Consider the following 15,026-nt stretch of genomic DNA (forward strand, 5'->3'; position numbering starts at 1 on the left):
CCCCCCCCGCCGCAACAGGCTGTCGGCCATTTCTCGCAGGACCTGACCGAGGCTCCGAAACTCCTGGCCGCCTTCGATCCTGATCGGCCCCGTCCAGTCTCCTTTGCGGAACCGGGCAAGGATCGCCTCGGTCTGTTCGAGCGGATGCCGGATCATGCGCCGATGGGCGACGATGAAACCTGCGACCAACAGAAGCGCCGAAGAAGACAGGGTCAGAAGGATCGCCCGAATCCTTTCGCGCAAGGCCGACGCCGTCGCTAGCGTCTCGTCCACCTCTTCCTGCTCTTCATCGAGGGCGGCGTCGATCAGGGGGGCGACCCGCTCTTGGACCTGTTGACCGACGAAACCTGGCACAAGGGCCTCAGGAGGCGCCCGGCTCGCGGCGCTCGGTGCAAGCGGCAGAAGACGGAAGACGGCCAGGATTTCCCGCTCGATCCGGGACAGGGCCGCGAGTTCCTCGATCTCTTCCTCGCCGACCAACTCGATCTCTGCGGCGATGATCGTCCGGATTGTCGCGATGTCGGCCAGGACATTTTCTTGCAACTCTTCCTGACGAGAATCCTCGCCCGCTCCGTCGATCGCCTGGGGGGCGGCATGGAAGGCGATCAATTGGAACACGTCGGACTCGAGGCGGCGATGCGCCTGATAGCTCTGTTGAGCGAGCTGGATGCGCGCGTCCCAATAAGCCGATTTCTCGATGCTGAGCAGGGCGAAACCGGCCAGCGCGGCGACGTTCACGAGGAAGAGAACCCCGAAGATGCCGAAAAGCCGTGTCGTACTCATCGCATTCCCGTCTGTCACACATTTGGCTCGACGCCAGATCGCCGAGCACGCCATGCAAGTCGCACGGGCGTGCCCCGGCGGCTGGCCGCTTCGCCTTCGCTCGCGCGTCCTTCGACGCGAGTCTAACACGAGCGGAATGAACTCCGCTCGCCTGCCTCGATGAACGGGGGATGACGGGGCGACGGTTCGGCTTGCTCGCACGGTTTCGCAGACCGGCATGTGCGGATGTGCCCGCGTTCGGTCCGCTTCGCGCTGATTTTCGCGCCGCAGCGCGTCGACGGCGCACAGGAAGCAGGCAAGGCCCGCTTTTCAGCCACGGCGGCCGGACCGACCCTCGTTCCGGCGTCGGAGGTGGGTCTAACGATCCGTGCAATGTCGCTTTCTCAATCCGGAATGGGGGATCATCCATGAGAATTACGCAGCTGACGCTTTGCAGCACGCTCCTTGCCTCGGCCGCTGGGCTTGCCAGCGCGCAGGACGCCGAATGTCCGATCAAGGTGGGCGTCCTCCACTCGCTGTCGGGGACCATGGCGATCTCCGAGACTACGCTGAAGGACACCGTCGAGATGCTCGTCGAGCAGCAGAACGAGGCAGGCGGCGTACTCGGATGTCAGCTTGAGGCCGTGGTCGTCGACCCGGCATCCGACTGGCCGCTCTTCGCCGAGAAGGCGCGGGAATTGCTGACCGTTCACGAGGTCGACGTGATCTTCGGCAACTGGACAAGCGTGAGCCGCAAGTCCGTCCTGCCGGTGATCGAAGAACTCAACGGCCTGCTGTTCTATCCGGTCCAGTACGAGGGCGAGGAGTCGTCCAAGAACGTCTTCTACACGGGCGCCGCACCAAATCAGCAGGCCATCCCGGCCGTGGACTACTTCCTCGAAGAACTGGGGATCGAGCGCTTTGCCCTTCTGGGGACCGACTACGTCTACCCTCGCACGACCAACAACATCCTCGAAGCCTACCTGAAGGATAATGGCGTCGCCGAGGCGGACATCTTCGTCAACTACACCCCCTTTGGTCATTCCGACTGGGCCACCATCGTGTCGGACGTCGTCGCGATGGCCGAAGAAGGGCGCCCCGTCGGCGTGATCTCGACGATCAACGGCGACGCGAATGTCGGCTTCTACAAGGAACTCGCCGCGCAGGGCGTCGACGCCTCGGACATCCCGGTCGTCGCCTTTTCGGTGGGTGAGGAGGAGTTGTCTGGCCTCGATACCTCGGACCTGGTCGGCCACCTCGCCGCCTGGAACTACTTCCAGTCCGCCGATACGCCGGAGAACGAGGCCTGGGTCGCCGCCTGGAAAGAGCGCATGGGCGAGGATCGCGTGACCAACGACCCGATGGAAGCCCACTATATCGGCTTCAACATGTGGGTTCAGGCCGTGGAAGAGGCCGGTACGACCGATGTCGACGCCGTCCGCGACGCGATGTACGGCCAGGAGGTGCCCAACCTGACGGGCGGCACGGCGATCATGCTGCCGAACCATCATCTGACCAAGCCGGTCCTGATCGGCGAGATCACCGAGGACGGGCAGTTCGACATCATCTCGCAGACCGAAGAGGTGCCGGGCGACGCGTGGACGGACTTCCTGCCGGAAAGCGCGGTCCTCGTGTCGGATTGGCCGGGACTGGGCTGCGGCATGTACAACACCGAGACGGAAAGCTGCGTCCAGATCGAGTCGAACTACTGAGATGGTCGGGCCCCGGTCGCCGGGGCCCGCTTTCGGGGGGCTCGTATGATCCGCATCATTCTCGCATGTCTGGCGCTGCTCGCCTGGTCGGCAGCTTCGCCCGCGGCGGCCCAGGAGGGTCCGCTGCAGGCCGTCCTCCAGACCAACGCCTCCGAGGTGGAGCGGGCGTCCCGGCGTTCCGTGGGCGAGGTCCTGGAGGCCCTCGCCGAGACGGGATCGCCGCAATTGCGCGCCTTCCTAGAAGCCTGGTCGGACCGCCGGATCGTGATGCGGGACGAGGACGGTCTCTTCTTCTTCGGCGAGCGGGACGGCGACATCTATCGTCTCAGCGATATCGACACGGGCGAGCCGGCCGGCGAGGTCGGTCGACGCGAGGCGACGGAGCTTCGTCCCAATGCGGGCGTGCGCAGGGTGATCGGCGCGGCGCTCGTCCGGTTCCAACTCACGGATCCGACGGCCCGTGTCCGGCGCGAAGCGGTCGAGGCCCTGGAGCGCGCGCCCTCGGCAGAGTTGCTCGAAATCCTTCGGGCCTCCATCGAAGAAGAGGAGGTCCCGTCGCTGCGCGCCTTCAAGCAGGCGGCGGAGCGGCGCCTGACCGCGCGCTTCGACACCGATCCCGCAGCCCGGATCGCCGCCATCGAGGATTTGTCCGGCAGCATCCGCATCGAGGATCGGGCCGCGTTGTCCCGCGTGCTCACCACGCGCCGGATCGTCGCCGAGAATGGCGAAGCCCCCGACGGGGCGAACGTCGCCGCACGGCTCCGTCCCGGACAAGATATCGGCACGGAAGACGCCTATTCCCTTTTGGTCGAAGCGGACCTTGTTCCGCCCCGTGTGACCCGCGAAGCCCGTGATGCGGCGCTGGTGGCCGCGATTTCCGAGGGTGCTGTCGCGGGATTTCCGGTCGCGCAGCTCGATGACGAGCAGACGCGCTGGGACGCATACGATGCGCTGGCGAGGCTGGACGCGGCCCCCGCGCGCCTGACGGATGACGGAATTGCCGAGGCGTTGGAAACGCACGCGATCCTCGACCTCTATGTCGAGGAGGATTCCGCGATCACGGATGCCGCGCGCGCGTCGATGGATGCCGTCGAAGGCCGCCTGGCCCTGCATCAGACGGCCGATCTGGGCCTCGATGCGCTGTCGCTTGCTTCGATCTATTTCCTCGCGGCGATTGGGCTGGCAGTCACGTTCGGCGTGATGGGGGTCATCAACATGGCCCATGGCGAATTCATCATGATCGGCGCCTATACGGGCTATGTCGTCCAACTGTTCGTGCCGGACTACACCCTGTCTCTGGTGATCGCGTTGCCGCTGGCCTTCTGCACGGCGGGGCTGGCCGGCGTCGCGCTGGAGCGGTTGGTGATCCGTCATCTCATGCATCGCCCGCTGGAGACCTTGCTCGCGACCTTCGGCATCTCGGTCGCGCTGCAGCAGATCGCAAAGAACGTGTTCGGCACGCAGGCCCGCCCGCTGACCTCCCCGGACTGGCTGGCCGGAAGCTGGCAGATTTCCGAGGTTATTTCCGTCTCGTGGATCCGGGTGGCGATCTTCGTGCTGGCGCTGATCTTCCTTGCGGCCATCGTCTACGTGTTGCGGCGCACGCGACTGGGGCTGGAAGTGCGCGCCGTGACGCAGAATCCCGGTATGGCGGCCAGCATGGGCATCGACCCGGGCCGCATCGGGATGCTCACCTTCGGTCTTGGCTCGGGCATCGCGGGCGTGGCCGGCGTCGCGATCGGGCTCTATGCGCAGGTTACCTCTGAAATGGGGGCCGGCTACATCGTGCAATCCTTCATGACGGTCGTTGTCGGCGGCGTTGGCAGCGTGTTCGGAACGCTCGCCGGAGCCGGGCTGATCGGGGGGCTTCAGAAGGGCATCGAGTGGCTCAACCCGTCCAACACACTCGCCGCGCAGACCTTCATGATCCTGTTCATCATCGCGTTCATCCAGTTTCGCCCCCGCGGGATCGTGCCCCAGAAGGGCCGGGCGGCAGGGGGATGATCAATTGTTGACTCATTCAGTCGGGAATAACTACGGTCACGATGCGGGGAATCTTCCTCGTGTCGAAACCAGGATGATTTTCCATGACAACCGTCGCTTTCCGACGGGCCGCACTGCTTGCGGCCTGCCTCTTTCCGTTCGCGCTTCCTGCCGTTGCGCAGGACGCATGCGCGCTGCCCTACGAGACATACGAGATCGCCGTGCCCCATACGGATCTCGAGACCTGCCCATCGGCGATCGACGCGCCGGAGGGCAGCTATTGCCGCGTCAGTGTCGTGGCGGAGGTCGCCACGATCTTCGTCTTCGCAGAGGCCGACGACTGCCTCGTCTCGACACAGGCACTCTACGAGGAGGAGTTCGCTCTGACATTCGAGTGAACCGGTCCGGGGAGTGCGGGCGATGACCCGTATTCCCCTGATCCGCCGTCCCGACGTGCTGGCCGTGCTCGTCGGGCTGACGGTCCTGACACTGCTCGCGACGATCGGGGCCGAGATGGGCCTTGTCTCGACCTCGTTCGTCAAGACCCTCGGCAAGACGCTGTGTCTCTGTCTCGTCGCGGTGGCGATGGATCTGGTCTGGGGCTATTGCGGTATCCTCAGCCTCGGCCACATGGCCTTTTTCGGGATCGGGGGATACGCGATCGGCATGTGGCTGATGCGCGCGCGGACCGAGGACATCGTGGCAGCGCAACTCGCCAACCGCCCTCTGCCTCCGACGCCGGAGGAGATCGACCAGGCCGCCGCCACGCAGATCTTCGGCGTGGTCGGGTCGGATCAGTTTCCGTGGATGTGGGTACTGTCGGATGTTCTTGCCGTGCAGCTAATTGCCGTGGTTCTGGTTCCGGGTCTCTTGGCACTGATCTTCGGATGGCTGGCGTTCCGCAGCCGGGTGACGGGCGTCTACCTGTCGATTCTGACGCAGGCGGGCACGCTCGCCCTGTCGCTGTGGCTGTTCCAGAACGACAGCGGCCTGCGGGGCAATAACGGACTATCCGGTCTCCAGAACATCCCCGGCCTGACGCATGTGCCGCAATCCACGCTCTCGCTCTGGTTCCTCTGGGCCTCCGCGATCGCGCTTGCCGCGACCTACATCCTGGCTGCCTGGACGGTCTCCGGCCGCTTCGGCAGCGTTGTCCGCGGGATCCGGGACGATGAGGCCCGCGTCCGGTTTCTCGGCTACGATGTCGAAGGCTACAAGCTGGTCGTCTTTACCGGCACGGCGATGATCGCCGGCGTGGCGGGCGCGCTGTACTATCCGCAGGCGGGCATCGTGAACCCGGCCGAGATCGCGCCGATCGCTTCGATCTATCTTGCGGTCTGGGTCGCGATCGGGGGCAGGGGACATCTCTGGGGGGCGATCCTCGGCGCGGCGGCGGTCTCGCTCCTGTCGAGCTGGTTCACCGGGGGCGGGGCTCCGGATATCGACCTCGGGATCTACGTTGTCCGCTGGACGGATTGGTGGCTCGTGCTGCTGGGCTTCGGTTTCGTCGCGGTCACCTTGCTGGCGCCCGAGGGTCTGGCGGGTCTGATCCTTCGCCTCACGCGCCGCCGGCCGGATCGCATCGGTGACATGGGACCGGACAAGGGCGCCTTGCGGCGCGAGGAAGCCTCGGCGGAGCCTGCGGAATGAGCGCGCTTCTGGAAGTGTCCGGCGTGTCGAAATCCTTCGACGGGTTCAAGGCGATCGACAACCTCTCCTTCGCCATCGGCGAGCCGGAACTCCGGGCGGTGATCGGCCCGAACGGGGCCGGGAAGACCACCTTCATGGACCTCGTTACCGGCAAGACGCGACCCGATAGCGGCACGATCCGCTGGGGAGAGTTGTCGCGCGACCTGACACGCCTGTCCGAAAGCCGCATCGCGCGCGAGGGGATCGGGCGGAAGTTCCAGAAACCCACCGTCTTCGAGGATCAGACGGTGTGGGAGAATCTGCGCCTCGCCCTGAAAGGCACACGCGGCCCGCTGACGGTGCTCACCTATCGGCGCGACCGGGCCGAGCGGATCGCCGCGCTGGCCGAAGAAGTGGGGCTGTCGGACCATCTGGCCCGCCGTGCGGGCGAGTTGAGCCACGGACAGAAGCAATGGCTCGAGATCGGTATGTTGCTGGCCGCCGAGCCGCGCCTTCTGCTGGTCGACGAGCCTGCCGCCGGCATGACCTCGGCAGAGCGCGAGCGGACGACCGCCATGCTGGTCGAGGCCGCCAAGACACGCGCGGTCGTCGTCGTCGAGCACGACATGGAGTTCGTGGCCCGCCTGAATTGCCGCGTCACCGTGCTGCACGAGGGGCGCGTCCTCGCCGAGGGCAGCCTGGCCCATGTCACGGCCGATGCGCAGGTCATCGATGTCTATCTGGGGCGCGGATGATGCTGGCGGTGCGCGACCTCTCCCTGTCCTATGGCGGCAGCGTGATCCTGTCGGGGCTCGATTTCGAGGCGCGGACCGGAGAGGTGACCGCCGTCATGGGGCTGAACGGGGTCGGCAAGACGTCGCTCCTGAAGGCCCTCGCGGGGCGCCACCCGGCCAAGGGGCGCATGACGCTGGACAGTTCGCCCCTGCCGAGCGGTGCCAGGGCCCGAGCGCGGGCCGGTATCGCCTACGTCCCGCAAGGGCGAGAGATCTTTCCGATGCTCACCGTCGCCGAGAACCTCGAGACGGGGTTCGCCTGTCTGCCGAAGGCAGAGCGCAGGCTTCCGGACGACGTGTTCGACCTCTTTCCGGTCCTCGCACAGATGCGGGACCGGCGCGGCGGCGATCTGTCTGGCGGGCAGCAGCAGCAGCTCGCCATCGCGCGCGCCTTGGTGACAAAGCCACGGGTCCTGTTGCTGGACGAGCCGACGGAGGGGATCCAGCCGTCGATCATCACCGAGATCGGCAGGGTGATCGATCAGGTCCGCGCGCGGGGGGACATGGCGATCGTCTTGGTCGAGCAGCGGTTCGATTTCGTCTGGGCGCGCGCCGACCGGGTCGTGGTCCTGCGCCGGGGCGAGGTGATCCATGACGCCGCGCGAAACGAGGCGGACCGAGAGGCCGTCTTGGGCATGGTGTCCGTCTGAACGCGCCTCGCCACGGGATTTGGCATGGCGGCGCTCTTTTGGTAGCCTACTCCGGTAACGACGGGTGGAGCCTCATGAGCAGGGATATCGGTGCCATGGTCGGATTGCCCTTGCGCGATCTGGCGCGGGGCCTGTCCGCCTTCACGCCAATCCGCGGCGTGGGCGCGGCGGGATTGCCGGCGCCGTTGCGCGAAGCGCTGCAACTCGTCTCTGGCGTCCTGCCCGACTCGCACCCTGAACGCGTCCCGCTTGAAGGTGTGGACGCGGCGTCCCTCGCGGCCGCGTCGGATTTTCTGTCGGTCGACGGCCCATCCGATCGCATGGAGGAGGCGTTCGTCCGGGTGCTTGCGTCGGCCATGCAGATGGCGCTCGACCAACTCGACGGTCCGGCCATTCCCCTCAGCGAGACCATCGCCACGATGCGCCTCCATTCGGGACCCGTCGCTGCGGGCGTTTCGGCAGAGCGGCGCGCGGCGCGGATCCTGCTGGACCTCTACCGGGCGCGCGCCTTCGGCCCGATGCCTGGTCTGCCGCTGCCGACCGATCCGGCGCAGGATCGTGCCGTGCGGCTGGCCGCCTTTGCCGCCTTCGCATGGCTGTTGACCAACCGAGAGGATGTCGTGTCCGAGGAACGCCTCGTCCTGGAGCTGTCGGTTGCGCTTTCGGTAAGCCTCGAGGCGGAAGTGTTGGCCCGCTTCGATGATCCGGACACCTTGGCCGAGATGCTGCGCTCGGTTTCCGCGAAGCTCTAGCCGGGTCATGCCGAAACTCGCCGCAACGTCGCCCCGGCCAATCCGAAAAGCCGCGCAGAGCCTGCGCTGGTTCGTGCGTGCGTTTGAAGACCAGGCGGCCCGCATTAGCGAGGAAACGGGGGTGGCCTATCAGGCCGATCACACAGATCTTGCGCGCGTCTTCGCCGAATGGCGCAAGGCGTTCGATGCGCAGAAGCCCCGCGACGCGACAGATTACCCGGCCTATGTCGGCTTTGCGGCCGGGCTGGTGCTGCGCACGCTTCTGCAGGTGAAGCCTGTTCAGGTGACGGGACTGCCCGAAGGGGCCGACACGACGAACCCGGCCTATTACTGGCCCGAAGGCTATCTCTATGTCGTCTTCTGCCTCAACGTTCGTGGCCTCGTCCTGGAGACCGATTTCGACGGTCATCAGACCCCGCGGACGGACCTCGATGATGTTCGGACGTGGTGGAGTTTTCGGGAAAACGTGGAGGAGGACAGCGCCCTGGCGATCGCCTTTCTAGAGCATTTCGCCGGCGAGGACGCGCATTGGGAGACGCCGGAGATCTTCCATCCGGATCGGACGGCCCGGATCGCGGGACGGTTCTATGCTCCGAACCTGCATCCGCTGAACGGGACGGTCGAGGATGCGTGATCCCGCAAGTCCGGACGCCCTGGCATGAGCGTCGCTGCAATCCTCGTCGCTGCCGGGCGCGGGCGCCGCATGTCTCGCGGGACGCCCAAGCAGTACCTGCCCGTCGCGGGGATCCCGATCCTGCGCCATACGATCGAGACCTTTCTCGGCCATCCCTCGATCGGGACGGTCGCGGTCGTGATCCATATGGATGACCTCCCTCTCTACCGGCAGGCGGTCGCGGGGCTGACGGATGCCGGTCTTCTCGATCCCATCGCGGGTGGGGACAGCCGGGCGGCCTCCGTGCGGTGCGGCCTCGAAGCGCTTTCCGAGCGAAAACCGGAAAAGGTGCTGATCCACGACGCGGCGCGGCCCTTTTGCCCGCATGAGGTCATAGGCGCAGTGATCGAGGGTCTGGATCGCGCCGATGGCGCCTGCGCGGCGCTGCCCGTCGTGGATGCCCTGTGGCGGACCGAAGGAGGACGGGCCACGGCGTCCGTCCCCCGTGAAGGACTTTGGAGAGCCCAGACCCCGCAGGGCTTTCGCTTCGACCGCATCGTCGAGGCGCATCGGGCCTGTCGGGATCCTTTGGCGGCGGATGACGTGGCGGTGGCTCGGGCGGCGGCTCTGGACATCGTTCTGGTCCCCGGCTGCGAGAGCAACTTCAAGATCACCACGCCGGCGGACCTCGCGCGTGCCGAAGAGATCGCCGCCCGCGACCTGGTCGAACTCAGCGTGTCGGGGTCGTCCGGATGAAGTCGAGGGTCCGCTCCAGATCGACGACGCCCGCCTGAGACCCGAGACCCGTCGCGTTCTGTGCGGATGCGGCTTGCCCCAGCTTCACGCAATCCTCGGGCGGTTTGCCCAGATGCAGACCGGTGGCGAAGCCGGCATTGAAGCAATCGCCGCACCCGCAGGTGCACACGACGTCGATTGCGAAAGCCGGCACGTCGAAGGCACGGCCCTGCGCGTCGCGATACATGGCACCCTGCGCGCCCATCGTCAGGATCACCGCGCCCGCGCCCTGATCCAGCAGAAAGCGTGCGATCTCCTCGAAATCCGTCAGGCCTGAAAGGGCCATCGCCTCCTCTTCGGAGGGCATGAAGTAGTCCGTATGCGGCAGCAGGGGCGCGACCAGCTTCATGTCGTCGGCGGTCGCGGCGAAGACGTCCAAGGTCGTAATCACGCCGCGGGACTTGGCTTCGGCGAACAGTTCGACCGATCGTCCCTTGTCCATCGCGTCCATCAGTCCCACGCCGCCGATATGCAGGATCGACGTGTCCAGCACGCTCTCCATCGCGGTGTCGTCCACGAAGAACCCTGCCGTCGCGCCGCGCTTGTGCAGGGCGGGCCTCGCGCCGTCGGGGCGCGTCGTCACGATCGAGGACGAGGTCGCGAAGTCCTCGCAGGTCTGCATGTTGGCCGTGTCCACGCCGAAATCGCCCAGGCGGCGGATGACCCATTCGCCCATCAGGTCGGCGCCGACGCCGCCCACGGCCCGCACCTTCAGGCCATGCTTCGCCGCGACGATCGCCGCGCTGCCCGCTGCGCCCGAAACGGCCAGAGCGAAGTCCTCGACGAAATACGTGTCGCCGCCGGGCGGGATCTGCGTGACCGGACGGCAGAGCGCGTCGAAGGTATAGAACCCCACCGACGTGTAGTCGAACTTCGTCATCTTATCTGATCCGTTCCCCGCTTTCCCCGGCGAACAGATAGAGGCGATCCATGTCGAAGGTCACCCCCTGCGGCGTGTCCAGGTCCGCGCGGAAGTCGCGGTCGGCCTTCACCTCGATCAGCTTGTCGCCTGCCTTCACGGTCAGGTACGTCATGTCGCCCGTCGGCTCGATTCCGTAGACATGCCCGGTGAGATGGGCCGCCCCTTCGGCGACGTGGCAATCTTCCGGGCGGACGCCCAAGGTGACGGCACGACCCTCCGCGTGAGACAGGCCCGGAACGGAGATGCCCGGCGCGCTGAAGGTGCCGCCCTCGACCCGACCTTCGATCAGGTTCATCGGCGGCGACCCGATGAACCCCGCGACGAACGTGTTCGCCGGATCGCGATAGATCTGGTCGGGCGTGCCGATCTGCTGGATCGACCCTCCGGCCATGACCACGATCCGGTCCGCCAGCGTCATCGCCTCGATCTGATCGTGCGTGACGTAAACTGTGGTGATCCTGAGCTGGCGTTGGAGGTGCTTGATCTGGACCCGCATCGCCTGGCGCAGCTTGGCGTCGAGGTTCGAAAGCGGCTCGTCCATCAGAAAGACCTGCGGCTTGCGGACGATGGCACGGGCCAGCGCGGCCCGCTGGCGCTGGCCCCCCGACAAGGCGCCGGGCTTGCGGTCGAGATAATCCTCCAGTTCGACCATGGCGGCCGCCTCGCGGATCAGGCGGTCCTGATCGGCCTTGGGCACGTCGCGCATCCGCAGGGGAAAGCGAATGTTCTCGTAAATGGTCATGTTCGGATAGAGCGCGTAGCCCTGGAAGACCATCGCAACGTCGCGGTCGCGGGCGTCGACCTCGTTCATGACTTCGCCGTCCATGCGGATCTCGCCTTCCGACGGGTCTTCGAGCCCGGCGATCATCCGCATCGTGGTGGTCTTCCCGCAGCCGGACGGTCCCAGGAAGACGACCAGCTCCTCGTCGGCGATGTCCAGATCAACGTCACGCACGCCGACCACGGCGCCCCACCGCTTCTCCACGTTCTGCAATTCGATGCGTGCCATGTGCTTCAGCCCTTGACCGCGCCCATCGTCAGGCCCCGGCTCAGATGTTTCTGGATTGCCACGACCACCAGGAAGACCGGCAGGAAGGCGAGGAAGGCCACCAGAGCGATCGCGTTGTAGATCACCCCGTCCGAGCCTCCGGTGAAATTCGCCAGAGCCATTGACATCGTATAGGCGTCGGGGGTCGAGGCGATGAGCAGGGTGAACAGGAATTCGTTGATCGCGAAGATCATCGCGATGACGGCGGCCGTGATAATGCCGGGCAGGATCGCGGGGATGATGATCTCCCACAGGATGCGCAGGTCGGAGGCGCCATCCGTGCGGGCCGCGTCTTCCAGCTCCTTCGGGATGTCCAGCATGTAGGACCGGATGATCCATGTGACAAAGCTGAGATTGATGGCCGCGTAGACCAGCATGAGCGCCCAGATCGTGTCGAGCAGGCCCAGATTGCGGAACAGGAAGAAGATCGGGATCGCCACGATGGCGGGCGCCATCATCCGCGTGGACAGGATGTAGAACGCGATATCGTCGCGCCCGCGAAACTCGTAGCGGGCCAGCGCGTATGCCGCGGGGATCGCCAGCACGAGGTCGATCAGCACCGAGCCGAGGATCGCCAGCACCGAGTTGCGGAGGTACTGCCACATCGGCCAGTCCTCCCAGATCATGTGCCAGGCATCCAGGCTGAAGGTCGGCCAGTAGATCGGCTGGGGCGTGATGATCTCCGTTCGCGGACGCAGGCCGATGGAGAGGAACCACAGGACGGGAACCAGACAGAACAGCGCCCACCCCCCCAGGATCAGGTAGCGGACCAGAAGGTTCTCGCCCTTCTTTCTGCGGACCGAAGCCATGGCTCAGTTCCTCGCCGACACGAAGGCGCGCTTCACGACGACCTGCGCGATGATGATGGTCAGGATCAGCATCACAACCGAAGCCGCCGAAGCATAGCCGAAATTGAAGAACTTGAAGCCCGTCCGGTAGATGAAATAGCTGATCGTCTCCGTGCCGAAGGCCGGGCCGCCCTTGGTGATGATGAAGACGTTGGTGAACATCGTCGTGATGTCGATCCCCCGCAGGATCAGCGCGACGGCGATCACCGGCTTCATGAGCGGCAGGGAGATGTTCCAGAAGATCGAGAACCACGAAGCCCCGTCGAGACGCGCGGCCTCCTCGACCTCTTCGTCCTGACCCTGAAGGGCTGCGACGAAGATGATGAAGAGGAAGGGGGTCCATTGCCAGACATCCGCCAGGATCAGCAGGGCGCGGCTGCCCCAGACCGACGACTGGATCGCGAGGTTCCCGTCGATCAGTCCGATCCGCTGCAAGAGATCCGAGAAGACGCGGGCATCGAGAAACGACAGCTTGTAGATGAAGGCCACCGCCGACGGCATGAACAGCATCGGGACCAGAAAGACGATCCGCCAGCCCTGCACCCAAGGGTCGCGGTAGGCGTAGAAGGCGAGGATCAGCGCAAGCACGCATTGCAGCGTCAGGCTGATCGAGCCAATCACGAACGTATTCCAGAGCGCGCCCCAGAATTGATAGTCGCCCATCAGGCGGACGTAATTGTCGAACCCGACCGGTTGCCAGGGGCCGAACTTCACGGCGTGAAAGCTCTGGATGATGGCGTAGATGCCGGGATAGAGCGTGATGCCCAGCAGGTAGATCACCGCGGGCGCGACCAGCAGGTACGGGAACAGCGCCTTCATGCGGCGGGACCGACGGCGGCGGATCTGTGAGGCGGGCCCCGCGGCCGCTGCCGGTCCCACATCGCGCAGGGGGGTGTCCGTCATGCTCGTTCCCGGTGGTCGGCTGAAAGGGTATGGTCCCACGGACACGAGGCCCGTGAGACCATCATATCAGAAGGGCAGGTCCTTGCCTTCTCCGACATAGAGGCCGGGCGCCGCCGCGGCATACTCGACCGGATCGTTGCCCGCGTAGAACCCGTTCTCGGACATGATCTGGCGCACGGCGGCGGCTGCGTTGTCCAGCGCCTCCTTCGCGGTGATCTGGCCGACGACGGCGCGGTTGATCTCGTTGCCGATGGCCTGCTCGATCGGGAAGGCGCCGGGCAGGCGCGGGCTGCACCAGGCATGATCGAGGCTGTCACCCCAGACCTTTGCCGGCTGGCTGACCTTCTGCAGTTCTTCGTTTGTCAGGACCGAGCGATAGCCGGGTGCCACGCCGTTCGCATTGGCCTCGTTCATGGCCATGATCGACGCTGTCGTCAGGAAGCCCAGCATCAGGAACGCGCCTTCGGGGTTCTGCGCCGAGGCACTGACGCAGGAGGTCGACCCGGCGATGTTAGGCGGTGCGAAGCGGCCGCCTTCGATCCGCGGCTCGTAGATCGTGACGAAATCGTCGACGATTTGGCTCTGGTCCGGGCGCATCGCCTGCGTGCCGCTATCCTGCCAGGAGATGTTGGTCGCCACCTGCCCGCCCAGCCACGCGGCGCGGTTCTCGGGCCAGCCGGCGCCGGCATGGCCTTCGTTGGCGTTCTCGGTGAGGGCGAGGATGATCTCCAGGCCCTTCATGCCTTCCTCGCCGTTGAAGATCGGTTCCCAGTTCTCGTCGAACAGCATCATGCCGGCCTGGGCGGCGATATGCTCCCAGGTGTAGGTCGACCAGAAGCCGGGCGCGGCCATCAGACCGACGCCCGCGACGCCCGGTTCGATCCGGTTCAGTTCCCGCGAAACGCGGATCAGTTCGTCGTAGCTCGGCACCGAGTTCACCCGGTCCACTTCGCCGCCCAGAAGCTGCTCCATGTAGCCCTTGCGGACATGGACCATCTGGATGTCGCAATCGAAGGGGATGCCGTACATCCGGCCGTTGAAGAAGCCGTAGTTCAATCGGTACGTGTCGTAGAAGTCGTCGAGCGGCAGGCCCCACTTCTCGGCGAAGTCGTCGAGGGGGAACAGGAAGCCCGGTGCCGCGAAATCTCCCATCCATGGAGAGAAGAACTGCAATGCGTCGAAGCTCGCATTGCCGGAGATGAACTCGGCCAGCGCCTTGTCGTAGAAGCTGTCATCCGGGATCGGAACCAGCTCGACCGTGATGCCCGAAAGCTGCTCGAAGGGGACTAGACCCTCTGCCGCGGACTCAGCGTCCGCCGCGCCGACCGCGAACCGGACCGACGTGCCGGCAAGCTCTTCGCGAACCCGCTCCCAGTCGACGGTGCGGATCCAGTCCTTGTTCGGATCCCAGAGCGGCGCGTCGCTCATGTTGTAGAGCTGACGGTAGTCTTCGCGGACATAGCCGGGCACCGAGATACCCTCCAGCACACTGGCCGGGTCGGGAAGGTGCGCGTCGGCTCGTGCGATGCGGGGCATTAGCAGGCCCGAGGACCCTGCCGCGCCGACTGCCGCGGTTGATGCGAGGAACCCCCTCCGGGATAAGCTTTTGGACATT

At 65.6% G+C, this 15,026-nt stretch carries 15 protein-coding genes; 9 read left to right on the forward strand and 6 right to left on the reverse strand.

Annotated features, from left to right (window positions below):
- On the reverse strand, positions 1–783 hold a 783-nt coding region (locus jaqu_RS03090; protein WP_043917485.1), incomplete at its 3' end, for a HAMP domain-containing protein.
- 407 nt (positions 784–1,190) lie between these two features.
- On the opposite strand from jaqu_RS03090, the gene urtA reads away from it, so the two are divergent.
- The 9 genes from urtA to ispD all read left to right on the forward strand — a co-directional run bounded on the left by urtA (position 1,191) and on the right by ispD (position 9,651).
- The gene (urtA, locus tag jaqu_RS03100; RefSeq protein ID WP_043917487.1) at positions 1,191–2,474 is read left to right on the forward strand and encodes an urea ABC transporter substrate-binding protein; all 1,284 of its coding nucleotides are present in this window, start codon (positions 1,191–1,193) and stop codon (positions 2,472–2,474) included.
- Between the two features lie 45 nt (positions 2,475–2,519).
- On the forward strand, positions 2,520–4,478 hold the full coding sequence (urtB, locus tag jaqu_RS03105; RefSeq protein ID WP_043917488.1) for an urea ABC transporter permease subunit UrtB: 1,959 nt from the start codon (positions 2,520–2,522) through the stop codon (positions 4,476–4,478).
- Positions 4,479–4,561: 83 nt separating this feature from the next.
- Positions 4,562–4,855, forward strand: coding sequence for a hypothetical protein (locus jaqu_RS03110; RefSeq protein WP_043917489.1), 294 nt, complete (start codon positions 4,562–4,564; stop codon positions 4,853–4,855).
- Between the two features lie 22 nt (positions 4,856–4,877).
- On the forward strand, positions 4,878–6,107 hold the full coding sequence (gene urtC, locus jaqu_RS03115; RefSeq protein ID WP_043917490.1) for an urea ABC transporter permease subunit UrtC: 1,230 nt from the start codon (positions 4,878–4,880) through the stop codon (positions 6,105–6,107).
- Positions 6,104–6,841, forward strand: a complete 738-nt coding sequence (gene urtD, locus jaqu_RS03120) for an urea ABC transporter ATP-binding protein UrtD (RefSeq protein ID WP_043917491.1) — start codon at positions 6,104–6,106, stop codon at positions 6,839–6,841. Before urtC ends, urtD begins: the two co-directional genes overlap by 4 nt.
- Positions 6,841–7,530: an urea ABC transporter ATP-binding subunit UrtE gene (urtE, locus tag jaqu_RS03125; protein WP_043917492.1), complete on the forward strand. Its 690-nt coding sequence runs from the start codon at positions 6,841–6,843 to the stop codon at positions 7,528–7,530. The genes urtD and urtE overlap by 1 nt, the downstream gene beginning before the upstream one ends.
- 74 nt (positions 7,531–7,604) lie before the next feature.
- On the forward strand, positions 7,605–8,282 hold the full coding sequence (locus jaqu_RS03130; protein WP_043917493.1) for a hypothetical protein: 678 nt from the start codon (positions 7,605–7,607) through the stop codon (positions 8,280–8,282).
- Between the two features lie 7 nt (positions 8,283–8,289).
- Positions 8,290–8,916 (forward strand): hypothetical protein, encoded by a 627-nt coding sequence (locus jaqu_RS03135; RefSeq protein ID WP_141134300.1) that lies wholly within the window; start codon positions 8,290–8,292, stop codon positions 8,914–8,916.
- 24 nt (positions 8,917–8,940) lie between these two features.
- A complete protein-coding gene (gene ispD / locus jaqu_RS03140) occupies positions 8,941–9,651 on the forward strand; it encodes a 2-C-methyl-D-erythritol 4-phosphate cytidylyltransferase (protein ID WP_043917494.1) in 711 nt (236 codons plus the stop codon).
- On the opposite strand, the gene jaqu_RS03145 is transcribed toward ispD, so the two are convergent.
- The 5 genes from jaqu_RS03145 to jaqu_RS03165 form a co-directional block, all read right to left on the reverse strand.
- A complete protein-coding gene (locus jaqu_RS03145) occupies positions 9,626–10,570 on the reverse strand; it encodes a carbohydrate kinase family protein (RefSeq protein WP_043917495.1) in 945 nt (314 codons plus the stop codon). The two genes, ispD and jaqu_RS03145, sit on opposite strands and share 26 nt — an antisense overlap.
- A gap of 1 nt (position 10,571) precedes the next feature.
- Positions 10,572–11,621, reverse strand: coding sequence for an ABC transporter ATP-binding protein (locus jaqu_RS03150; protein WP_043917496.1), 1,050 nt, complete (start codon positions 11,619–11,621; stop codon positions 10,572–10,574).
- 5 nt (positions 11,622–11,626) lie between these two features.
- Entirely contained in the window at positions 11,627–12,469 is an 843-nt protein-coding gene (locus jaqu_RS03155; protein ID WP_043917497.1) for a carbohydrate ABC transporter permease, read from the reverse strand.
- A gap of 3 nt (positions 12,470–12,472) precedes the next feature.
- Positions 12,473–13,411, reverse strand: coding sequence for a carbohydrate ABC transporter permease (locus jaqu_RS03160; RefSeq protein ID WP_043917498.1), 939 nt, complete (start codon positions 13,409–13,411; stop codon positions 12,473–12,475).
- A gap of 66 nt (positions 13,412–13,477) precedes the next feature.
- The gene (locus tag jaqu_RS03165) at positions 13,478–14,947 is read right to left on the reverse strand and encodes an ABC transporter substrate-binding protein (protein WP_236687757.1); all 1,470 of its coding nucleotides are present in this window, start codon (positions 14,945–14,947) and stop codon (positions 13,478–13,480) included.
- Positions 14,948–15,026 lie beyond the last annotated feature (79 nt).

The organism is Jannaschia aquimarina (assembly GCF_000877395.1).
Classification (GTDB): Bacteria; Pseudomonadota; Alphaproteobacteria; order Rhodobacterales; family Rhodobacteraceae; genus Jannaschia; species Jannaschia aquimarina.